Source organism: Methylorubrum sp. SL192 (assembly GCF_026672325.1).
Taxonomy (GTDB): Bacteria; Pseudomonadota; Alphaproteobacteria; order Rhizobiales; family Beijerinckiaceae; genus Methylobacterium; species Methylobacterium extorquens.
Genome location: NZ_JAPPQV010000003.1, coordinates 1996284 through 2015992, shown reverse-complemented (window position 1 = coordinate 2015992; position 19709 = coordinate 1996284). Strand labels below are relative to the sequence as shown.

Genomic DNA, 19709 nt, shown 5'->3' with positions numbered 1-19709 from the left:
GTTGCCTCGGTCTCGCAGAACGTGCCGCTTACGCCGCTTGCTCGAACCCGACGCCCGGTGAAAAGACCGACCCGAACAGATCCTTCGGGTCCTTCGGCTCGGGGATGAGGTCAAGGCCCGGTCCGGGGCCGGCGATGTCCCTTAGGCAGCGCAGGGCCGAAAAGTCTTCCAGCGCGAAACCGACCGAGTCGAACAGGGTGATCTCGTTCCGGTCGACGCGGCCCGGCGCGTCGCCGCGCAGCACGCGCCACAATTCGGTGACGGGATAGTCCGCGGGCATCTGCTGGATCTCGCCCTCGAGGCGCGATTGCGGCTCGTATTCCACGATCGTGCGGGCACGTGCCACGATGTCGACGTGCAACTCGGTCTTGCCGGGGCAATCGCCGCCGATGGCGTTGAGATGCTGGCCCGGCTCGACGAGGCCGGGGGTGAGGATCGTGGCGCGGGTCTTATCGGCGGTCGCCGTGGTCACGATGTCGGCGCCCGCCACTGCCTCAGCGATGGAGTGGGCACAGACGAGTCGCAATCCATGGCCATCGAGGTTGGCCCGCGCCTTCACCATCGCCGCTGGATCGACGTCGAACAGCCGGATCTCGCTGATGCCGAGTGCCAGCTTGAAAGCGAGGGCCTGGAACTCGGCCTGCGCGCCGGTGCCGATCAGCGCCATGGAGCGGCTCTCGGGCCGTGCGAGACGGGAGGCCGCGAGTGCCGAGGTCGCCGCCGTGCGCAGGGCCGTCAGCAGGCTCATCTCGCAGATTAGCAGCGGATAACCTGTTGCCACGTCGGCGAGCATGCCGAAGGCGACGACCGTCTGCTTGCCGAGGCGGGTGTTGCCGGGATGACCGTTGACGAACTTGAAGCTGTAGAGCTGCGCGTCCGCGATCGGCATCAGCTCGATCACCCCGCCGACCGAGTGGCTCGCAAGACGCGGGGCGAGATCGAATTCGGGCCAGCGCAGGAAATCGGCGCGCAATTCGTCGATGAGACGACGCAGGATCGGTTCCGGTCCCTCCCGGCGTAGCAGAGCCGCCATTTCGCCACTACCAATATAACGCGTCACGTTCGTCTCCCGAATCTTGCGTGGCGCAAGCATGGCTGAGACGAGCGGACAATCGACAGCCGCTGAAATGCGCGATCGGGACAGACAATCAACCGATCTGCTAAGCTCGGCTGCTCGAAGTGGAAAGACCATGCTCGACGCGACCGATCGTCAGCTCATCGCTCTGCTGCGCACCGAGGCGCGGATGCCGGTGGCCAAGCTCGCCGCGGCGCTCGGCGTCACGCGGGCGACGGTGCGGGCCCGGCTCGACCGTTTGGTGACGTCCGGAATCATCACCGGCTTCACCGTCACGGTGCGGGAGGTGGAGCCCGGAGGCGTGCGGGCGGTGACACTGATCGAGGTGGATGGGCGCCATGCCGAGAGCGTGATCCGCCGCCTGTCCGGCCTTCCGGAGATCCGGGCGCTTCACACCACCAATGGCCGCTGGGATATCGTCGCCGAGATCGAGGTGCCGACGCTCGGCGATTTCGATGCCCTGCTGCGCACGATTCGTCAGTTCGAGGGGATCGCCAATTCCGAGACCAGCATCCTGCTCGCGGCCCGGAAGGGCGGATGAGCCAAGAGCCTCTTATGAAACGTCCGGTCACGCATCGTTCTCGGCCCGGCGACGAAAGCGCGGCAGGAACGCTGCCAGAGCCGTTTAAGCCGGCACGCCGTAGATCGCGGTGGCGCGGCCCTCGAACGCATCGGTGAACTTGCGGAAGGCGCGGTCGAACATCGTGCCCATGAGAAGACCCAGGGTCCGGCTCTTGAACTCGTAGGTGATGAAGAAATCGACCTCGCAGCCGCCGCCCTCGGCATCGCGGAAGGACCAGCGGTTCTCCAGATGCCTGAACGGACCATCGATATATTCGGCGACGATCTTGCGGTTCTCGCGATCGAGACTCACGCGGGTGGTGAAGCGCTCGCGGATCGCCTTGTAGCCGACGCCCATCTCCGCGACCCGGACCGTCGTGCCGTTCGGCCCCTCCGCGTCGCGCAGCACCCGCAGCGATTCGCAGAGCGGCAGGAACTCGGGATAGCGCTCGATATCGGCGACGAGGTCATACATCTGCGTCGCTGAGTGACGCACTTTCCTCGTGATGCGGAAGGATGGCATTCGGGCTCAGGCGTTGACGGCGCGGATGCTGGCAGCCACCGGCGCGGGTCCGAGCTTGGCCAGACGAGCCACCTTCAGCCGGGCGAAATCCTCGCCGGCGTGATGCGACGAGCGCGTGAGCGGCGTCGCCGAGACCAGCAGGAAGCCCTTGGCATAGGCCGTGGTCTCGTAGGCTTTGAACTCGTCCGGCGGCACGAAGCGCACGACCTCATGGTGCTTGCGGGTCGGTTGCAGATATTGGCCGATGGTGAGGAAGTCGACCTCCGCCGAACGCAGATCGTCCATGAGTTGCACGACCTCGTTCCGTTCCTCGCCGAGGCCGACCATGATGCCGGACTTGGTGAAGATCGTCGGATCGAGCTCCTTCACCCGCTGCAGCAGGCGCACCGAGTGGAAGTAGCGGGCACCGGGCCGCACGGTCACGTACTTGCCGGGCACGGTCTCCATATTGTGGTTGAACACGTCGGGCTTGGCCGCGACCACGACTTCCAGGGCGCCGGGCTTGCGCAGGAAGTCGGGCGTCAGGATCTCGACGGTGGTGCCGGGGCTCGCACGGCGGATCGCGGCGATGGTGCGCGAGAAATGCTCGGCGCCGCCATCCTTGAGGTCGTCGCGATCGACCGAGGTGACGACGACGTGGTGCAATCCGAGCTTGGCCACCGCCTCCGCGACCTTCTCCGGCTCGGCCTCATCGAGCGCCGCCGGCAGACCCGTGCGCACGTTGCAGAACGAACAGGCGCGGGTGCAGGTGTCACCCATGATCATGAAGGTGGCGTGCCGCTTTTCCCAGCACTCGCCGATATTGGGGCAGCCCGCCTCCTCGCAGACCGTGACGAGGTTGTTGGCGCGGACGATGTCCTTGGTCTCGGCCCAGAGCTTCGAGCCCGGTGCCTTCACCCGGATCCAGTCCGGCTTGCGCTGGATGGCGGTGTCCGGCCGGTGCGCTTTCTCCGGATGGCGCGGACGCGCCGGCGCATCCAGCTTCGGCCGGGTGTCTTTGTTCAGGAGATCGAGGACAACGGCCATGGCGATGCGGGGTGAGCCTCACGGGAGCCGGACCGGGCAACCCGGCCGCATCCCTGACTTAAGGCCTTGCGGTGCCTGCGCATAGGGCGGGGGCGACAACCCGCCCCGGCCGTAACCCCGTCGAAGAGCCGTTTTAATGCTTGTCGCGGGCAGGCGCCGAGGCGTAGCGGGCCGGGCCGGGGATGCGCAGCTCGGGGGCCGTCGGGGCGGTGTACTCGGCGGTCAAGGTCGGCTGGACGCGGCCGGTGAGCGGAAGGCCGATCATGCCCGAATTCGCGGCGGCGACCTGAAGCGGCATCAGGCGGCCGGTGGCCGTCTGCACCACGGCACGGGGCTGGACCGCCGGGAGGTAACCTTCGCGGTCGCTCTTCTCGTAGAAGACGTTGCCGCCGGCCGCGACGACGTAGTGCATGTTGTTGTACGGGAACTTGTAGCCCGCGGTGTGGAAGTGCAGGGCCGGCCCCACCCCGTCGTGGCGCTTGCCGGAGAGCAGCGCGTCGGCGACCCGCTCCAGCCGCGGCCGGTCCTGGTCACGGACGGGCTTCGACAGCACGCCGTTGGCGAATTGCCGCTTCTGACCGACGACTTCGCAGATCCGGCCGGGATAGGCCGGCGCGTCGAGGCGGTTCATCACCACCGTGCCGACGGCGAGCAGCCCTTCCTCGTCGCTGCGGTTCGACTCGAAATACATCGCCCGGGCGAGGCATTCCTTGTCGGCAGGGGTCGGCGGCTGCACGACCTTGGCGTTCATCGCGATCGAGCCGGTAGTCAGCTCAGCCTGATGCGGAAGCAGACCGCATCCCCCAAGACCCGAACCGGTCAGCGCTAGCCCAGAAAGGCAGAGGAGACGGAGGGTCCGGTCGGCTCGCATGCAGGCTCCTGAAGGCTGACGACGTTGGTAACCAAGCTGGACCATTCCGCCCACAGGTGCAAAGAAACTGTTAAGCCTGGGCATCGAAACCGGGGTGGTGTGTCGTTTGGCACACGCCTACACTTCCGCGCTCACACGCGACCGGCATTGAACGGAGTCGCGACCTTGGGCGTTGACGGCGTTGGATCAGCGTCAGCGAAGGGCCGGGCCATGATGGAAACGCGTTCGGAAACGCCCGCCGCTTTCGAAGAGCGGATGCGCGTAGAGGCGGTCGCGGCCGGACGCACCGCGCTTGAGGCCTCGCTCCAACGCTTCACCCAGGAGCAGCGCGATGCCTTCTGGAACGCGATCGGTCTCTACTATGCGAGCCGTCGCCATCCGGGCGCCGACGCGGCGGCCGTGCCACCGGCTGCCACGGCCGCCTGATCGGTCCTCGCGGAGTTTTCGATGCGCACTTCTGCCAAGGTCGGCCTTGCCGCACTCGCTGTCGTGCTGCTCGGTGGGGCGGCCTTCCTGCGTTTCGTCGTCTATCCGGAATCCGCCGCGCTCGACGTGGCGGCGAGCAGCGGGGCGAGTCCGGCCCTGCCGGCGCCGAACCCGACGCTGATGCCGACGGTCAACATCGCCCGTGTGGCGCGTTGGGCGGAGGGCGCCAAGCCGAACGCCGCGGAGGGCCTGGGTGTCGCCGCCTTCGCCCCCGGGCTCGACCATCCGCGTTGGCCCGTGGTGCTGCCCAATGGCGACGTGCTCATCGCCGAGAGCCAGGCACCGAAATCCGGCGATCACTCGACCAGTGTCACTGATTGGGTGGCTGACAAGGTGAAGAGCCTCGCCGGAGCCGGCGGCGCGAGTCCGGACCGTATCGTGCTCCTGCGCGATCGGGACGGGGACGGCGTCGCCGAGGAGCGCCACGTCTTCCTCAAGGGGCTTGCCTCGCCCTTCGGCATGGCGCTGGTCGGCTATGATCTCTACGTGGCCAATGCCGACGCGCTGGTCCGCGTGCCCTACGCCGAGGGCCAGACCGAGATCACGGTGACCCCTGAAAAGGTCGTCGACCTGCCCGCCGGCATCAATCACCATTGGACCAAGAACGTGGTCGCGAGCCGGGACGGACAAAAGCTTTTCATCACCGTCGGCTCGAACAGCAATGTCGGCGAGAACGGCCTCGACATCGAGAAGGGCCGCGCTGCGATCTGGGAATACACGATCGCCTCCAAGGCGATGCGGGAATACGCCACCGGCCTGCGCAACCCCAACGGTCTCGCCTTCGAGCCGGGGACGGGCGCCCTGTGGACCGCGGTGAACGAGCGCGACGAGATCGGCAGCGATCTCGTGCCGGACTACATCACCCGCGTGAAGGAGGGCGCCTTCTATGGCTGGCCGTGGAGCTACTGGGGTCAGCACGTGGACGAACGGGTGCAGCCGCCGCAGCCGGAGAAGGTGAAGCAGGCGATCGCACCCGACTACGCCGTCGGCACCCACACGGCCTCGCTGGGCATCGCTTTCGCGAACGGGTCGAGACTGCCGGATGCCTGGAAGAGCGGTCTCTTCGTTGCTCAGCACGGGTCCTGGAACCGTCGGCCGAAGAGCGGCTACAAGGTGATCTACGTGCCCTTCGAGGACAGCCAGCCAGCCGGCGCCACGGTCGATGTGCTGACCGGCTTCCTCAACGCCGACGAGAAGGCCCAGGGGCGGCCCGTCGGCGTGGCCATCGACAAGGCCGGCGCGCTTCTCGTGACAGACAATGTCGGCAATGCGGTGTGGCGGGTGACCGGCGCCGCAGCGTCGAACTGATCGACGGCCGGCACCTTCCGGCCTGACCGACCCGCGACGACGCGCTTCATCCGCTCGTCAGCGCGAGACGCCGGAAGAGCAACACCGACGGGCCGAGGATCGCCGACCTCACGCAACGGCGTGTGGCGGGATCATCCGGCTGTCGGCGGATTAGGTTTTCTGGCCCTCAATACAGATCGCCGTACCCGACGCCCGAACCATATCCCTCGTCGAACACATCCGGGTAGCGGCGCCGCACGGGCGCGTAGGCCTCATCCTCCCAGGTCCGGCCGCGGGAGCGCACGGCAACCACACCGTTATCGCCGTCATAGCCGCGCCCGGCTGAACGCGCTCTGCCGGGGCGCTGGGTCTCGGCGACCGGGGCGTCGCCGACGCTGCCCTCGATGACGACGCGGGTGTTGGCCATCTTCTGCTGCTTCACCAGGGTGAAGAGCGTCGCGGCGTTGCGTTGCGAGAGGCGGACGCAGCCATGCGAGGCGGCGCGGCCAAGGCGGCGAGTGTGCGTGGTGCCGTGGATCGCGTGGCCGACCTGCGTGAAGAAGATCGCGTGCGGCATCGGCGCGTTGTCCCACTCGCGGGAGAAATGCGTCTTCTCCATGCGGAACGGGCGATGGCTGCCGTTCGGCGTATCGTGGCCCGCCACCCCGGTCGAGACCGGCCAATCGTAGCGCGGTGAACCATCGACCACCACGCTCATCCGCTGCGCATCCTGGTCGATGGCGATGAGAAGGTCGGCCTGCGCCGCCGGTGACGCGGCGACGCAGGCGAGGCTCGCGAGAATCGTGAGGAAAGACAGGCGCATATCGGTCATCCCGGACAACGTTCCTTCGAAGATGCGCCCCACCGTCCCCGCTTCAAGCGGTGCGTCTTACCGCCACGCCTCAAATCGCTACCCATGTGGCCGTCTGTTACGGACAAAACCGCGCGAGATGAGGCGGCTGTTCTCACGGTCCTGCCGCGCGGCCTCCATCAAATCGGACAAGGCGTCGGTGATCGCGCAGCGCAGCGCGATGCCCGCGTCGCCATCCGTGCTGTTGAGATACGCCTGGGCAATCTCCTCCACGGGGCAGGAGGCGGCTCGCTCCTGTCCGAGATCGGTCGCGGGTGTGAACGTGCCTCGGCTCCGCTCGGCAGTCTGAGGCTTGGGCATCGTCTTTCTCCGACTCGGCATGAGAACGAAGATAGAACATACCGAATTGGTTAACGAGACCTTACTGGGACCGGCTCGGACTGTGGACATCGCGGCCGGGTCCCACCCTCCATGCCGTCAGCGCAGGCCAGAGCCGGAGAGCGGATCGAAATAAGCATCGGTCGGTCTGCGGGAGAAGCCTCCGCCTCCGGCGATGCCGGCACCCGCGGGCGCACCCCCTCCCCCGCCCGATCCGGGATTAGCGGCCACGTCGTCGAGGGGGCGACGTCCGAGGGCTCCCGCCCCGCCGCCGGTCGAACGCAATCCGGACCCGCCGACGGCGGTCGAGGCCGCGCCGCCGAAGCTCAAACCTCCCGCGTTGCTGCCGGACGGTGTGGATGCGCCGAGGCCCGACGCACGGGAGGCGCCGCCGAAACTCAACCCGCCGGGATTGGCAAGCGCCATGGTCGGACTCGGTGACGCGACCGTGGCGACCGACGACGTCGGGCCGAAGGGAAGGCCTGGCGCGGTGAAGCCGGAGGGCAATCCAGCGCCGCCGGATGTCTGGGCAAGAGCCGGCATGCCGCCGAGTCCGACGCCCGAGGCCACGAGGCCAACCCACACGGTGCGCATCATGGTCATGGTGGATTCCCGCTTTCGCGCCGGCCCTCGTCCGCGTGTGCAACCAACGCCACCCGGGTGTCACGGTTGCTGCGCGTTGCGAGCCCTACGGAACCACCACCGCCGGCTCACCGCACCACGGACGGCGAAGCGGAGATCGTGCCAGGGACGCCAAGATGACGCCGACGCGATCCTTGGGTGTAGGCCGAGGCAACCTTCGCGGAACGGAGGTGTTGGCGTTCGAGCATCGGCGCCTCGCGCTGGTCCGCTCGTGTCACACGCAATCTGAAAGAACCGGGGGAAACCATGTCCGTATCGCGACGCCGTGAGGAGCGGCTGCTGGATGCCGGTGAGACCGAGTTGGTGAAGCGCTCGCATCACCCCGAGCTAGATGCGGAAGACGACAAGGCCCTGCCCGACTTGATCCGCCTGCTCCGCGAACGCCGCGACCGCGCCCGCGATGTGTCGCGCCGCCAAAGGCGCGAGCTGCGTGGCAAGGCCGCCCCGTCCGGAGCGAACCCGGCCTCCGACAATTCCGGCACCCGCGAGAAGGCGGCTTTGCTCGCCGCGGCCGTGAAGCGTGTCAGCAAGGAGCATGAGCGCCGCCGCATCGCCGACGCCCGCGGTCGGACGGTCTCCGGGGCCCGCCGTGCCCTCGCTCTGAAACGCGCGGCCGGAAACCCAGCCGACGGCCGACCATCTTCCCGCACCGCAAACGAGGGCATGAATCCGGTCCCGAACGAGCGGAATGCCCCCTCGGGCGCGGTGAACCAGGAAGGTCAGGAAATCGCCATGCGCCGCGGCGGCGGCCCGCGCTGAGCGAACGACCCTGTCCGACCGAAGCAAAACGGGCGTGAGCGCTGAGGCGGTCACGCCCTTTTCTTATGGGAGGGGCTCCGGCGCGCCTGGCGACGCCTATTCGTGCTCTTCCCGGAAGACGAGGTAGCTCAACGGCCCTGCACTCAAAAACAGCAGCAGAAGAGTGACGTAGAGGTGGACGCGCAGCGTGGTGAGCGCAGCGTAGATGGCTCCGAGTCCGAGGCCGAGCAGAAGAACTCGTAGGATCATGAGGGGGGTGAGCTTCCGCATCCAGAATGCATGATCTCTGGTATACGGCACGCCTCTGCCTCAGAAGTTCGTCCGAACGGATTCATCCGTCATTCTTAACGAATATCCACCGGGAAATTCTTTGCGCCCGCGCCGCACGCTGCCAGGCCGAACGCGCGTGGAAGCCCGTGCAAAACGAAGTGGGCGCGCAGGGCCGGGGCAACGAGCCCGATCCTGCACGCCGATCGATGGTTTTAACTTCGCGAGGAGCGATCGCTCGGGGTCAGGTGTGGATCACCCGGCCATACGCATCGAGCACGCTCTCATGCATCATCTCGGAGAGTGTCGGATGCGGGAACACCGTGTGCATCAGCTCTTCTTCGGTCGATTCCAGGGTCATCGCGACGACGTAGCCCTGGATCAGCTCGGTGACTTCGGCACCGATCATGTGGGCGCCGAGCAACTGGCCGGTCTTTGCATCAAAGATCGTCTTGACGAGACCGTCCGGCTCGCCGAGCGCGATCGCCTTGCCGTTGCCCGCGAAGGGGAAGCGGCCGACCTTGATCGAGAGGCCGAGCTCCTTCGCCTTCCCCTCGGTGACGCCCACGCTGGCGATCTGCGGCTGGCAATAGGTGCAGCCCGGGATCTTGGCCTTGTCCATCGGGTGGGTGTGCAGGCCCTTGATGGTCTCGACGCAGATGACGCCCTCGTGCTCGGCCTTGTGGGCCAGCATCGGCGGGCCGGCCACATCGCCGATGGCGTAGACGCCCGGCACGTTGGTGCGTCCGAGCCCGTCGGTCACGACGACGCCGCGCTCGATCTTCACCCCGACCTTCTCGAGACCCAGATTCTCGATATTGCCGACGACGCCGACGGCCGAGATCAGCTTCTCGGCGGTGAGCTGCTGCGTCTTGCCCTTGTCGTCCTCGACCGTTGCGGTGACCGAGTCGGCGCCCTTCTCGACCTTCGTCACCTTGGCGCTGGTGAGGATCTTGATGCCCTGTTTCTCGAAACGCTTGCGGGCGAGACCGGCGATCTCCGCATCCTCGACCGGCAGGATCTGCGGCAGCAGCTCGATGACCGTCACGTCGGCGCCCATCGTGCGGTAGAACGAGGCGAACTCGATGCCGATGGCGCCCGAGCCCATCACCAGCAGGCTCTTGGGCATCTTCTCCGGGACCATCGCCTCGTAATAGGTCCAGATCTGCTTCTTGTCGGGCTCGATGCCGGGCAGAACGCGCGGGCGGGCGCCGGTCGCGACGATGATGTGCTTGGCCGCGTAGGTGCCCGCACCCTTGGCGCCCTTCGGCGGCTCGGCGCGCTTGGTCTCCTTGACCGTGACCTTGCCGGGCTCGTTGCCCTTGGCGCCGGACTCAATCGAGGCCTCGCCCCAGATCACATCGACCTTGTTCTTCTTCAGCAGCATGCCGACGCCGCCGTTGAGCCGGCCCGACACCCCGCGCGAGCGCTTGACGATCGCTGCCGCGTCGAAGCTGACCTCCTTGGCGGAGAGACCGTAATCGGAGGCGTGCTGCATGTAGTGGTAGATCTCGGCCGAGCGCAGCAGGGCCTTGGTGGGAATGCAGCCCCAGTTCAGACAGATGCCGCCGAGATGCTCGCGGTCGACCACGGCGGTCTTGAAACCGAGCTGTGCTGAGCGGATCGCGGCCACGTAGCCGCCGGGCCCCGCGCCGATGATGAGGACGTCATAGGTTTCGGACATCAAGACCTCCTGCTCCCCTCCCGCTTGTGGGGAGGGGGTGAGAGTGAGGGTCGGGCGGCTCGGCCGGCGGTGACGGACGGATCACGAGAGCAGTCGGCTCGCGCCGATTCGCCATCCCGCTCGCCCCGCGCAGCGGGGGCGACGGTTCGGCTCGACGGCCCTTAGACGAGCATTCCCATCGGGTTTTCGATCAGCCCCTTGAAGGCGGCGATCAGCTCGGCGCCGAGCGCGCCGTCCAGGACGCGGTGATCGCAGGAGAGGGTCGCTGTCATCACCTGGGCAACGGTCGGCTGCCCGTCCTTCACCACGACGCGCTTCTCGCCCGCGCCGACCGCGAGGATGCTCGATTGCGGCGGGTTGATCACAGCCGTGAAGTGCTTGATGCCGAACATGCCAAGGTTCGACACCGAGGTGACGCCGCCCTGGTACTCCTCTGGCTTCAGCTTCTTGGCGCGCGCGCGGCCTGCGAAATCCTTCATCTCGTTGGAGATGGTGGAGAGCGTCTTCTGGTCGGCCTTGCGGATCACCGGGGTGAACAGGCCGCCATCGATCGCCACCGCGACGCCGACCTCGGCGTGCTTGAAGCGCAGGATGCGGTCCTCCGCCCAGACGGCGTTGGCGGCGGGGACGCGGGTGAGCGCGAGGCCCATCGCCTTAATGACGAAGTCGTTCACCGAGAGCTTGAACAGCGGCTTGCCGTCCTTGTCCTTGCCGGCCGAGCCGTTGAGCGTTTCGCGCAGCTTCATCAGCGCATCGAGTTCGCAATCGACGGTGAGGTAGAAGTGCGGCGCGACCTGCATGGCCTCGGTGAGGCGCTTGGCGATCGTCTTGCGCATGCCGTCGAGCGGCACTTCCTCGAAGCTGCCCTTCTCGTAGAAGCCCTTGACCTGATCGAGGCTGAGCCCGGCCGGGGCGCCGCCCCCAGCGGCCGCCTTCGGCGCGGATTTCTCGGGCGCCGGAGCACTTTTGGCCTCCGACTTGGTCTCGGGCTTGGCCGCCGCACCGGCCTTCGCCGTGCCGTTCTCGATCACCGCCTGTACGTCGCGCTGGATCACGCGGCCATGCGGACCCGAGCCCTTCACCGCCGAGAGATCGACGCCTTCCTGCTTCGCGATACGGCGCGCGAGCGGCGAGGCGAAGACGCGATCGCCGGAGCCTGCCGGCTGCGCCGCGCCGTTCGGCTTGGCACCTTCGGGCACCTGATCGACGCGCGCGTAGGAGGCGTGGGAGCCATTGGGCGCGGCGTTCTGGTCGGGCGTGCCCTTCGGCTCGACGGGGGCGGTCTTCGCCTCGGCACCACCCTTGGGCGCCTGGACGCTGCCCGGATCCTCGCCTTCTTCGGCGATCAGCGCGATCAGCTCGTTGACCGGAACGTCGGCAGTGCCTTCGGCCACAAGAATCTTGGCGAGCACGCCCTCATCGACCGCCTCGACCTCCATGGTGGCCTTGTCGGTCTCGATCTCGGCGATGACGTCGCCGGACTTGACGGCGTCGCCCTCCTTCTTGAGCCACTTGGCGAGGTTGCCCTTCTCCATGGTCGGGGAGAGCGCGGGCATCAGGACGTTGATCGGCATCGTATCGTTCCCGAGCGGCCTTGAGAGGAAGGGTCAGTTGAGGGCGTTGTTGGGATCGAGGCTTTCCGCCTCCCACCCGGCACGGATGCGCTCGAAGGCTTCCTCCTCCGAGGTGTCCGTTTCCATCGCGTAGGCGCGGGCGGCTTGCCGCGCGAGGTCGATGAGCAGGCGGCCCCAGGTCGCCGGGTCGTCGAAGGCCCGCCGGAGCGCCACGCTCACGGCGCCATCGACGATGGAGGCGCGCACGATCTCGATCCCGCCCTGTTCCAGGGCGTCGGGCGGGATCTCAAGTTCTTCGAATGTTTCCGACATTTACCTGTATTTATTTGTAGCAGACGCTTTTGACCGCCTCGATGACATCAGCCACGCTGGGCAGGGCGAGCTTCTCGAGATTGGCCGCGTAGGGCATCGGCACGTCCTTGCCGGTGACCCGCAGGACGGGCGCATCGAGATAGTCGAAGGCATCGACCATCAGGCGGGCGACGATCTCGGCGCCGACACCCGATTGCGGGAAGCCTTCTTCCACGCAGACGCAGCGGCCGGTCTTCTTCACCGATTCCACCACGGTGGCGCTGTCCATCGGGCGGATCGTGCGCAGGTCGATCACCTCCGCCTCGATGCCCTCCTCGGCCAGCGCCTGGGCCGCCTTAAGGGCGTAGGTCATGCCGATCGAGAAGGAGACGATGGTGACGTCCTTGCCCGGACGGTGGACGCGCGCCTTGCCGATCGGCAGGACGAAATCCTCGATCTCCGGAACCGGGAAGGACTGACCGTAGAGAATCTCGTTCTCGAGGAAGATCACCGGGTTGGGGTCGCGGATCGCCGCCTTGAGCAGGCCCTTGGCGTCGGAAGCGGTGTAGGGCGCGATCACCTTCAGGCCCGGTACGTTCGAGTACCACGCGGCGTAGTCGTGGCTGTGCTGGGCGCCGACGCGGGCGGCCGCGCCGTTGGGGCCGCGGAACACGATCGGGCAACCGAGCTGGCCGCCGGACATGTAGAGCGTCTTGGCCGCCGAGTTGATGATGTGATCGATCGCCTGCATGGCGAAGTTAAAGGTCATGAACTCGACGATGGGCTTGAGGCCCATGAAGGCCGCACCGACGCCGATGCCGGCAAAGCCGTGCTCGGTGATCGGCGTATCGACCACGCGGCGCGCGCCGAACTCCTGAAGCAGGCCTTGCGTGATCTTGTAGGCGCCCTGGTACTCGGCGACCTCCTCGCCCATCACGAGGACCTTGTCGTCCTTGCGCATCTCCTCGGCCATGGCGTCGCGTAGGGCTTCGCGCACGGTCGTGGTCTTCATCGGAGAGTCGGCCGGGAACTCCTCCATCACCGGGTCCGGCGCCTTGTTGGTGACGATCGCGGGCGAGGCCGGGGCCTTCTGCGCATCGTCGCCGGTCTTGGCGGTGGCGGCCGAGCTGTCGGCCATGCCCTCGGCCTGCATGTCGGGGGTCGGAGCCGGCGTACCGCCAGCGGCGCCGTCCGGCTTGGCCTTGCCGCCGCTTGCGGCCGCCGCGGCCACGTCCTCGCCCTCTTCGGCGATGATCGCGATCGGCGTGTTCACGGCAACGTTCTCGGTGCCGTCGGCAACGAGGATCTTGGCGAGGACGCCCTCGTCGATCGCCTCGACCTCCATCGTCGCCTTATCGGTTTCGATCTCGGCCAGGATATCGCCGGCCTTGACCGGATCGCCCTCCTTTTTCAGCCATTTGGCGAGCTTTCCCTCCTCCATGGTCGGAGAAAGGGCGGGCATCAGGATGTCGGTCGCCATATGCGCTGCTCTATCGATCCGGGTGCGTCGACGGTCGGGCGTGTTTTTATCAAACGCGTCGCTGAGAACCCCCCGGGCCGAGACGGCGCGGGGGGCAGGGACACATTCAGGCGCGGGCTTCGAGAAGGATGTCGGTCCAGAGTTCCGACGGATCGGGCTCGGGATCGTGGGTCGCGAAATCCGCCGACTCGTTGACGATCTCGCGGACCTTGGCGTCGATGCTCTTCAGCTCCGCCTCGGGCACGCCGTGCGCCTCGAGCAGACGCTTGCGCACCATCTCGATCGGATCGTGCTCGTCGCGCATCTTCGAGACCTCGTCCTTGGTCCGGTACTTGGCCGGATCGGACATCGAGTGACCGCGATAGCGGTAGGTCTGCATCTCGAGGATGTAGGGGCCCTCGCCCGAACGGGCGTGGTTAATGGCCCGCGCCGCGGCTTCGCGAACCGTGCGCACATCCATGCCGTCCACCTGCTCGCCGGGGATGCCGAACGACAGGCCGCGCTTCGAGAAGTCCGTCTGCGCCGAGGCGCGGGCCACCGACGTGCCCATGGCGTAGCGGTTGTTCTCGATCACGTAGACCACCGGCAGCTTCCACAGAGCCGCCATGTTGAAGCTCTCGTAGACCTGGCCCTGGTTGGCCGCGCCGTCGCCCATATAGGTGAAGCTGACCTTGCCGTTCTTGAGATAGGCGTCGGCGAAGGCGAGGCCGGTGCCGAGCGCGACCTGCGCGCCGACGATGCCGTGGCCGCCGAAGAACTGCTTCTCGCGGCTGAACATGTGCATCGAGCCGCCCTTGCCGCGGGAATAGCCTCCGCGGCGTCCGGTCAACTCGGCCATCACGCCCTTGGGGTCCATGCCGCAGGCGAGCATGTGGCCGTGGTCGCGATAGCCGGTGATGTTCTGGTCACCGTCCTCACCGGCCATCTGCATGCCGACGACCACAGCTTCCTGGCCGATATAGAGGTGACAGAAGCCGCCGATCAGACCCATGCCGTAGAGCTGACCCGCCTTCTCCTCGAAGCGACGGATACTCAACATCTCGCGGTAGGCGTGAAGGTCTTCGTCCTTCGTGAACTGCGGAATATTCGGTGCCGGCCGATGTTGCGGCGCGTCTGTTTCCGCCGCAGGTTTCCCCGCCTCGCTGCCCGCACCCATCGGTGTCCTCCCGCAATCGCGTTGTTGCAGAGGGTTCTAGGGCAGCGAATTACGGAAATCGAGGGGCGGGCTGACAGCCATCAAATGCTGTTACCGTCACGGTTGCATCGGAGGATAAATCGGAAGGACAGTGCAAATGAATATTTATCGCGTTTAGTCTTGCGGAAATAAAAATTTATGGACCGATGATAACGAGGTCATTGGCGTGGACGCGGCCGAGCACGACGCGGGCCCGCTCTTCCAGAAGGTCGCGGTCGATCTGTTCGCTCCGCAGCAGCGAGACCCGGTGCTCCCAGGTCGCCCGCTCGGCCTTGGCGGCGTTCAATTCCTGGGTGAGCCCGTAGGCCTCGACCTTGAGGACGCGCTTGGCTTCGAGGCCGCGGCTGCCGCTTTCCGCTTGATGCACGAAGTAGCCCACGACGAGAGCCGAGACCGTCCAGAGGACGGCGGGGACGACGATGGCGCGGACGCGGCGACGAATGACCATGGCAACTCGGAGCTTCGCCCGAACAAGGTGAAGAAAGCGTTTCCGCGCGGCGCAATCGCGCGCCCTCGGTCTCCACAAACGAAAAACGCGCGGCGGGCCGTTTAGGCCTGCCGCGCGTCGATCTTTCAGAAGCGATCAGCGCCCGGCGAGCTGGCGGATCGCGCTGCGGCCGGCGTAGAGCGCCTGGGCACCGAGGCCCTCCTCGATGCGGATGAGCTGGTTGTACTTGGCCAGTCTGTCCGAGCGGGCGAGCGAGCCGGTCTTGATCTGCCCGCAATTCGTCGCGACCGCGAGGTCGGCGATGGTGGAATCCTCGGTCTCGCCGGAGCGGTGCGACATCACCGCGGTGTAGCCGGCGCGCTGGGCCATATCGACCGCGGCCAGGGTCTCGGTGAGCGAGCCGATCTGGTTGACCTTCACGAGAATCGAGTTGGCCGTTCCCGTCTCGATACCGCGGGCGAGCCGCTCGACATTGGTGACGAACAGGTCGTCGCCGACGAGCTGCACACGGCTGCCGATCCGGTCGGTGAGGAGCTTCCAGCCGTCCCAATCATCCTCGGACATGCCGTCCTCGATGGAGAGAATCGGATAGGCCTCGGTCAGCTTGGCGAGGTAATCGACCTGTTGCTCGATCGAGCGGGTCTGGCCCTCGCCCTCGTAGCGGTAGGCGCCGTCCTTGAAGAACTCGGTCGCGGCGCAGTCGAGCGCCAGCACGACATCGCTGCCGGGCTTGAACCCGGCGGCGTTGATCGATTCCATGACGAAATCGAGCGCGGCCTCGGCCGACGGCAGGTTCGGGGCGAAGCCGCCCTCGTCGCCGACATTCGTGTTGTGGCCGGCCTTCTTCAGGGCGCTCTTGAGGGTGTGGAAGATCTCGGCGCCCATCCGCACCGCGTCGGAGAGCGAGGTGGCGCCGACCGGCATCACCATGAATTCCTGGAAGTCGATCGGGTTGTCGGCGTGGGCCCCGCCGTTGACGATGTTCATCATCGGCACCGGGAGCACCCGGCCCTGCACGCCGCCGACGTAGCGGTAGAGCGGCAGGCCGGCGGTCTCGGCCGCAGCCTTGGCGACCGCGAGCGAGACGCCGAGGATGGCGTTGGCGCCGAGCCGTGCCTTGTTGGGGGTGCCGTCGAGCGCGATCATCGCCTCATCGACGGCGACCTGATCCTCGGCATCCATGCCGCCGATCGCGTCGAGAATTTCGCTCTGCACCGCGTCGACGGCCTTGAGCACGCCCTTGCCGTTGTAGCGGCTCTTGTCGCCGTCCCGCAGCTCGACCGCCTCGTGGGCGCCGGTGGAGGCGCCGGAGGGGACGGCGGCGCGGCCGAAAGAGCCGTCCTCCAGAAGGACATCGACCTCGACGGTGGGGTTGCCACGGCTGTCGAGAATCTCGCGGGCGGCGATATTGGTGATCGCGGTCATGAGCGCTCCTTGGCGGCGCGTCGCGGCGGGGTCGTCTCGCGGATGCCGTCGAGGCCCGCGCGTCCTGCGACGCTCTGCGTTGCGGGCTTATCCGCCAACCTCGGGATACGGGCAAGCACCCGGCCGGCTCCGAGGGTCAAACACATTTCACAAAATCCGTCCGGCGCCACAATTTTTCTGGGCGGCACAGTTTCCGGGACCGGTCCTCGGTCCGGTTCGGTTGATCGGGGAGAATCCCTGGCATTCTCCCGGCGCCATAGGCGCCAGGGGTGTTGCCGGGTTATAGGCCCCCATGGATTCGATCGAGACCCACGCCAAGCAACTCGGGCAGCAGACGCCGCTGCCGGCCTCGCCCGAGGCCGCACAGCTCGACCGCGTGCCCAACCCTCATGCCGACGCCGATTACCTCGCCCGCTTCACCGCGCCGGAATTCACCTCGCTCTGCCCGGTGACGGGCCAGCCGGATTTCGCGACGCTCGTCATCGACTACGTGCCGGACCGTTGGCTCGTAGAGTCGAAATCGCTGAAGCTCTACCTCGGCGCCTTCCGCAACCACGGCGCCTTCCACGAGGATTGCACCGTCGGCATCGGACGGCGGCTCGTCGCCTTGCTCGAACCGCGCTGGCTGCGCATCGGCGGCTACTGGTATCCGCGCGGCGGCATTCCGATCGACGTGTTCTGGCAGACGGGTGAGCCCCTGAAATCGGTCTGGCTGCCGGACCAGGGTGTCGCGCCCTATCGCGGCCGGGGCTGAGCCACTGCGCCTCCGCCGTCAGTGCTGCTCGGCGAGCACGCGGACGGTGCGCGCGATGAAGCGCTCCTGGGCCTCGGTCGGCCCGCCATGGATGACGGCGACCTTCCAGCATCCACTGCAGATCATCGCGCTTGGAGGCGCCGAGCTTGTGCCGCAGAAGCGGCGCGAGGTGATCGACAGCGGTGTTGGCGTCAGCGGCGGGTGTACAATCCCGGCCTGTCTTTCGATTCTCGTTCGCCGCGGATTCTCGTGCGATCTCGGGCATGCTCGCGCACGAAAAAGGCGGCCGGTTGCCCGGCCGCCTCTTCGCATCGGTGGAGGCTTAGGCCTCAGTAGCCGTAGTCGTAGTAGCCGCCGCCGTAGGCCGGACGACCGTAGTAGCTGTCGCGGGCATAGGCGTCGCGCGCCGCGCCGGCAGCGATCGCGCCGGCTGCGAGACCCGCAATGCCGAGGCCCACGGCCGCGCCGGTGCCAATGCCACGGCGGCGACCGCCGTAATAGGCGCGCGGGCCGTAGCCGCCGCCATGATAATGACCGTAATGGTGGCCGTAGCCGCGGCCGTAGGGGCGCGCATCGGCGGATGTGGCGGTGAGCGTACCGACGGAGATCAGGGCGGCGGTCACAAGGGCAAGCTTACGCATAGCGTCCTTTCCAATCCAGAAGCATCTTTGCGGTCAAACACCCGAGCTTTGCCGGAAGTTCCCGCGGGCTCCGATCAGGATCGAAGCCTCACGCGGAGCCGCGTTGTTCTCGATTGCAGTCGAATATCGCCCAGGTTGCCTGAATGGAATCTGAAGCCGGTGCGTTCGCGCCGGCCTTACGCCTTGGCGAGACGGTCGAACGCCATGAGGGTCTCGATCAAAGCGGGCAGATCGGCCAAGGCCACCATGTTCGGCCCGTCGGAGGGCGCGCGGTTGGGATCGGGATGGGTCTCGATAAACACGCCCGCCACGCCGACCGCCACCGCGGCGCGGGCGAGCACCGCGACGAACTCCCTCTGCCCGCCGGAGGTGGTGCCCTGCCCGCCCGGCTGCTGCACCGAGTGCGTTGCATCGAACACCACCGGTGCGCCGCCGGTGACGCGAGCCATGATCGGCAGCGAGCGCATGTCGGAGACGAGCGTGTTGTAGCCGAAGGAGGCGCCGCGCTCGGTGACGATGACGTTGGGGTTGCCGGCCTCGGTCACCTTGGCCGCGACATGGGCCATATCCCAGGGCGCGAGGAACTGCCCCTTCTTGACGTTGACTGCCCGCCCGGTGGCGGCGGCGGCGAGCAGGAGGTCGGTCTGGCGGCAGAGGAAGGCCGGGATCTGCAGGATGTCGACGGCTTGCGCCGCCCGCGCACAATGCTCGGCCTCGTGCACGTCGGTGAGCACGGGAAGCCCGAGGCTCTCGCGGATCTCGGCAAAGACCGGAAGCGCCTCGTCGAGGCCGACGCCCCGGGCGGTGCGGCCGGAGGTTCGGTTGGCCTTGTCGAAGGACGACTTGAACACGAGGCCGATGCCGAGCTTGGCCGCCATCTCCTTGAGAGCGGCAGCGATTTCGAGGGCGTGATTTCGCCCTTCGAGCTGGCACGGGCCGGCGATCAGCGCCAGCGGCAGATGGTTGGCGAAGGCGACGCCGCCGGTCTGGACGACGGAACCGGAAGTCTGTGCGGTCTCGGGCATGGCGCCCGCTCTAGCCCGGCGAGGCCGCGCGGGAAAGACCGCGGCGGGGCCGGTCCGCCGCCAGGCGGCACAGGCTGCCGACACCGAAGCCGTCCGGCCGGTCGCCGGGATCGCAGCGGACCACCGCGCCGCCGACGCGGCCGAGCTGCGGCGCGCCGGTGAGCAGGCTGTCCTGGTGCAGGCGCTGGGCAAGCGTCTCGACGGAATCGGCCGATGCTCCGGCCAGTACCCGCGCGGCGAGCCCGATCAGCACGAAGAACCCGCGCGGCGGCTCGCGGAGATTCGAGCGGAATGCGAGCCGCCGCGGCGTGTCGCAATCGAGGCTCATCCGGTCCGCGTCGGCGGCGCGGAACACGACGGTGGCGCCGCTGCGTCCGGCCAGGGCAACACCCGTTCCCCGGATCAACCGCACGGTCAGCCCATCGCAGGAATCCGCTTGCGCCGCCGTGCCGAGGGCGAAAACGAGGGCGAGGCCGGCGAAAAGGGCGCGCAGGGTCATGCCGCGA

General features: G+C 67.2%; 23 protein-coding genes. 5 read left to right on the top strand and 18 right to left on the bottom strand.

Annotation, left to right across the window (positions count from 1 at the left end; translation table 11 throughout):
• Window positions 1-28: 28 nt before the first annotated feature.
• Window positions 29-1060 (bottom strand): ornithine cyclodeaminase, encoded by a 1032-nt coding sequence (locus tag OVA30_RS10215; RefSeq protein ID WP_268175363.1) that lies wholly within the window; start codon window positions 1058-1060, stop codon window positions 29-31.
• A gap of 130 nt (window positions 1061-1190) precedes the next feature.
• Here OVA30_RS10215 and OVA30_RS10210 point away from each other — a divergent pair, with 130 nt between their 5' ends.
• A complete protein-coding gene (locus OVA30_RS10210; RefSeq protein ID WP_268175362.1) occupies window positions 1191-1616 on the top strand; it encodes an Lrp/AsnC family transcriptional regulator in 426 nt (141 codons plus the stop codon).
• 84 nt (window positions 1617-1700) lie between these two features.
• On the opposite strand, the gene OVA30_RS10205 is transcribed toward OVA30_RS10210, so the two are convergent.
• From OVA30_RS10205 to OVA30_RS10195, 3 genes are all read right to left on the bottom strand, one after another.
• Window positions 1701-2159 carry a type II toxin-antitoxin system RatA family toxin gene (locus tag OVA30_RS10205; protein ID WP_003597433.1) on the bottom strand — a complete coding sequence of 153 codons (459 nt, stop codon included), beginning with the start codon at window positions 2157-2159 and terminating at the stop codon, window positions 1701-1703.
• A 6-nt stretch (window positions 2160-2165) separates the two neighbouring features.
• Window positions 2166-3185 (bottom strand): lipoyl synthase, encoded by a 1020-nt coding sequence (gene lipA / locus OVA30_RS10200; protein WP_268175361.1) that lies wholly within the window; start codon window positions 3183-3185, stop codon window positions 2166-2168.
• A gap of 133 nt (window positions 3186-3318) precedes the next feature.
• Window positions 3319-4056, bottom strand: coding sequence for a cell wall hydrolase (locus OVA30_RS10195; protein WP_268175360.1), 738 nt, complete (start codon window positions 4054-4056; stop codon window positions 3319-3321).
• Between the two features lie 210 nt (window positions 4057-4266).
• On the opposite strand from OVA30_RS10195, the gene OVA30_RS10190 reads away from it, so the two are divergent.
• Together OVA30_RS10190 and OVA30_RS10185 are read left to right on the top strand one after the other, a co-directional pair.
• Entirely contained in the window at window positions 4267-4482 is a 216-nt protein-coding gene (locus tag OVA30_RS10190) for a hypothetical protein (RefSeq protein WP_326493612.1), read from the top strand.
• A gap of 21 nt (window positions 4483-4503) precedes the next feature.
• Entirely contained in the window at window positions 4504-5850 is a 1347-nt protein-coding gene (locus tag OVA30_RS10185) for a PQQ-dependent sugar dehydrogenase (RefSeq protein WP_268175358.1), read from the top strand.
• A 166-nt stretch (window positions 5851-6016) separates the two neighbouring features.
• On the opposite strand, the gene OVA30_RS10180 is transcribed toward OVA30_RS10185, so the two are convergent.
• The 3 genes from OVA30_RS10180 to OVA30_RS10170 all read right to left on the bottom strand — a co-directional run bounded on the left by OVA30_RS10180 (window position 6017) and on the right by OVA30_RS10170 (window position 7621).
• The gene (locus OVA30_RS10180) at window positions 6017-6652 is read right to left on the bottom strand and encodes a L,D-transpeptidase (protein ID WP_268175357.1); all 636 of its coding nucleotides are present in this window, start codon (window positions 6650-6652) and stop codon (window positions 6017-6019) included.
• Between the two features lie 87 nt (window positions 6653-6739).
• On the bottom strand, window positions 6740-7000 hold the full coding sequence (locus OVA30_RS10175) for a hypothetical protein (RefSeq protein ID WP_268175356.1): 261 nt from the start codon (window positions 6998-7000) through the stop codon (window positions 6740-6742).
• A 117-nt stretch (window positions 7001-7117) separates the two neighbouring features.
• Window positions 7118-7621 carry a 1,3-beta-glucanase gene (locus OVA30_RS10170; RefSeq protein ID WP_253396394.1) on the bottom strand — a complete coding sequence of 168 codons (504 nt, stop codon included), beginning with the start codon at window positions 7619-7621 and terminating at the stop codon, window positions 7118-7120.
• 285 nt (window positions 7622-7906) lie between these two features.
• On the opposite strand from OVA30_RS10170, the gene OVA30_RS10165 reads away from it, so the two are divergent.
• The gene (locus OVA30_RS10165; protein ID WP_056118924.1) at window positions 7907-8419 is read left to right on the top strand and encodes a hypothetical protein; all 513 of its coding nucleotides are present in this window, start codon (window positions 7907-7909) and stop codon (window positions 8417-8419) included.
• Between the two features lie 96 nt (window positions 8420-8515).
• On the opposite strand, the gene OVA30_RS10160 is transcribed toward OVA30_RS10165, so the two are convergent.
• From OVA30_RS10160 to eno, 8 genes are all read right to left on the bottom strand, one after another.
• Complete coding sequence (locus OVA30_RS10160) at window positions 8516-8668, bottom strand: hypothetical protein (RefSeq protein ID WP_012753140.1); 153 nt, start codon at window positions 8666-8668, stop codon at window positions 8516-8518.
• A gap of 262 nt (window positions 8669-8930) precedes the next feature.
• On the bottom strand, window positions 8931-10370 hold the full coding sequence (gene lpdA / locus OVA30_RS10155; RefSeq protein ID WP_147018635.1) for a dihydrolipoyl dehydrogenase: 1440 nt from the start codon (window positions 10368-10370) through the stop codon (window positions 8931-8933).
• A gap of 161 nt (window positions 10371-10531) precedes the next feature.
• Window positions 10532-11944, bottom strand: a complete 1413-nt coding sequence (locus OVA30_RS10150) for a pyruvate dehydrogenase complex dihydrolipoamide acetyltransferase (protein WP_268175355.1) — start codon at window positions 11942-11944, stop codon at window positions 10532-10534.
• 33 nt (window positions 11945-11977) lie between these two features.
• Complete coding sequence (locus tag OVA30_RS10145) at window positions 11978-12256, bottom strand: DUF5076 domain-containing protein (RefSeq protein WP_003597452.1); 279 nt, start codon at window positions 12254-12256, stop codon at window positions 11978-11980.
• Between the two features lie 10 nt (window positions 12257-12266).
• Window positions 12267-13715, bottom strand: a complete 1449-nt coding sequence (locus OVA30_RS10140; protein WP_268175354.1) for a pyruvate dehydrogenase complex E1 component subunit beta — start codon at window positions 13713-13715, stop codon at window positions 12267-12269.
• Window positions 13716-13821: 106 nt separating this feature from the next.
• Entirely contained in the window at window positions 13822-14871 is a 1050-nt protein-coding gene (pdhA, locus tag OVA30_RS10135) for a pyruvate dehydrogenase (acetyl-transferring) E1 component subunit alpha (protein ID WP_003597457.1), read from the bottom strand.
• 175 nt (window positions 14872-15046) lie between these two features.
• The gene (locus OVA30_RS10130; RefSeq protein WP_003597459.1) at window positions 15047-15358 is read right to left on the bottom strand and encodes an FtsB family cell division protein; all 312 of its coding nucleotides are present in this window, start codon (window positions 15356-15358) and stop codon (window positions 15047-15049) included.
• A 135-nt stretch (window positions 15359-15493) separates the two neighbouring features.
• Window positions 15494-16783 carry a phosphopyruvate hydratase gene (eno, locus tag OVA30_RS10125; RefSeq protein WP_015951248.1) on the bottom strand — a complete coding sequence of 430 codons (1290 nt, stop codon included), beginning with the start codon at window positions 16781-16783 and terminating at the stop codon, window positions 15494-15496.
• 292 nt (window positions 16784-17075) lie between these two features.
• On the opposite strand from eno, the gene queF reads away from it, so the two are divergent.
• Window positions 17076-17537 carry a preQ(1) synthase gene (queF, locus tag OVA30_RS10120; protein ID WP_268175353.1) on the top strand — a complete coding sequence of 154 codons (462 nt, stop codon included), beginning with the start codon at window positions 17076-17078 and terminating at the stop codon, window positions 17535-17537.
• A 329-nt stretch (window positions 17538-17866) separates the two neighbouring features.
• On the opposite strand, the gene OVA30_RS10115 is transcribed toward queF, so the two are convergent.
• The 3 genes from OVA30_RS10115 to OVA30_RS10105 all read right to left on the bottom strand — a co-directional run bounded on the left by OVA30_RS10115 (window position 17867) and on the right by OVA30_RS10105 (window position 19702).
• Window positions 17867-18178, bottom strand: coding sequence for a hypothetical protein (locus tag OVA30_RS10115; RefSeq protein WP_003597468.1), 312 nt, complete (start codon window positions 18176-18178; stop codon window positions 17867-17869).
• A gap of 176 nt (window positions 18179-18354) precedes the next feature.
• A complete protein-coding gene (gene kdsA / locus OVA30_RS10110) occupies window positions 18355-19203 on the bottom strand; it encodes a 3-deoxy-8-phosphooctulonate synthase (RefSeq protein WP_268175352.1) in 849 nt (282 codons plus the stop codon).
• Between the two features lie 10 nt (window positions 19204-19213).
• The gene (locus OVA30_RS10105) at window positions 19214-19702 is read right to left on the bottom strand and encodes a hypothetical protein (protein WP_268175351.1); all 489 of its coding nucleotides are present in this window, start codon (window positions 19700-19702) and stop codon (window positions 19214-19216) included.
• Window positions 19703-19709: the final 7 nt, after the last annotated feature.

Coding starts and splice junctions, on each gene's coding strand:
- OVA30_RS10105 (WP_268175351.1), bottom strand. CDS start 19,702: ATGACCCTGCGCGCCCTTTTCGCCGGCCTCGCCCTCGTTTTCGCCCTC.
- OVA30_RS10140 (WP_268175354.1), bottom strand. CDS start 13,715: ATGGCGACCGACATCCTGATGCCCGCCCTTTCTCCGACCATGGAGGAG.
- OVA30_RS10205 (WP_003597433.1), bottom strand. CDS start 2,159: ATGCCATCCTTCCGCATCACGAGGAAAGTGCGTCACTCAGCGACGCAG.
- OVA30_RS10150 (WP_268175355.1), bottom strand. CDS start 11,944: ATGCCGATCAACGTCCTGATGCCCGCGCTCTCCCCGACCATGGAGAAG.
- kdsA (WP_268175352.1), bottom strand. CDS start 19,203: ATGCCCGAGACCGCACAGACTTCCGGTTCCGTCGTCCAGACCGGCGGC.
- OVA30_RS10195 (WP_268175360.1), bottom strand. CDS start 4,056: ATGCGAGCCGACCGGACCCTCCGTCTCCTCTGCCTTTCTGGGCTAGCG.
- queF (WP_268175353.1), top strand. CDS start 17,076: ATGGATTCGATCGAGACCCACGCCAAGCAACTCGGGCAGCAGACGCCG.
- OVA30_RS10185 (WP_268175358.1), top strand. CDS start 4,504: ATGCGCACTTCTGCCAAGGTCGGCCTTGCCGCACTCGCTGTCGTGCTG.
- OVA30_RS10165 (WP_056118924.1), top strand. CDS start 7,907: ATGTCCGTATCGCGACGCCGTGAGGAGCGGCTGCTGGATGCCGGTGAG.
- OVA30_RS10190 (WP_326493612.1), top strand. CDS start 4,267: ATGATGGAAACGCGTTCGGAAACGCCCGCCGCTTTCGAAGAGCGGATG.
- OVA30_RS10170 (WP_253396394.1), bottom strand. CDS start 7,621: ATGACCATGATGCGCACCGTGTGGGTTGGCCTCGTGGCCTCGGGCGTC.
- OVA30_RS10130 (WP_003597459.1), bottom strand. CDS start 15,358: ATGGTCATTCGTCGCCGCGTCCGCGCCATCGTCGTCCCCGCCGTCCTC.
- lipA (WP_268175361.1), bottom strand. CDS start 3,185: ATGGCCGTTGTCCTCGATCTCCTGAACAAAGACACCCGGCCGAAGCTG.
- pdhA (WP_003597457.1), bottom strand. CDS start 14,871: ATGGGTGCGGGCAGCGAGGCGGGGAAACCTGCGGCGGAAACAGACGCG.
- OVA30_RS10175 (WP_268175356.1), bottom strand. CDS start 7,000: ATGCCCAAGCCTCAGACTGCCGAGCGGAGCCGAGGCACGTTCACACCC.
- OVA30_RS10115 (WP_003597468.1), bottom strand. CDS start 18,178: ATGCGTAAGCTTGCCCTTGTGACCGCCGCCCTGATCTCCGTCGGTACG.
- OVA30_RS10160 (WP_012753140.1), bottom strand. CDS start 8,668: ATGATCCTACGAGTTCTTCTGCTCGGCCTCGGACTCGGAGCCATCTAC.
- lpdA (WP_147018635.1), bottom strand. CDS start 10,370: ATGTCCGAAACCTATGACGTCCTCATCATCGGCGCGGGGCCCGGCGGC.
- OVA30_RS10210 (WP_268175362.1), top strand. CDS start 1,191: ATGCTCGACGCGACCGATCGTCAGCTCATCGCTCTGCTGCGCACCGAG.
- OVA30_RS10145 (WP_003597452.1), bottom strand. CDS start 12,256: ATGTCGGAAACATTCGAAGAACTTGAGATCCCGCCCGACGCCCTGGAA.
- OVA30_RS10180 (WP_268175357.1), bottom strand. CDS start 6,652: ATGCGCCTGTCTTTCCTCACGATTCTCGCGAGCCTCGCCTGCGTCGCC.
- eno (WP_015951248.1), bottom strand. CDS start 16,783: ATGACCGCGATCACCAATATCGCCGCCCGCGAGATTCTCGACAGCCGT.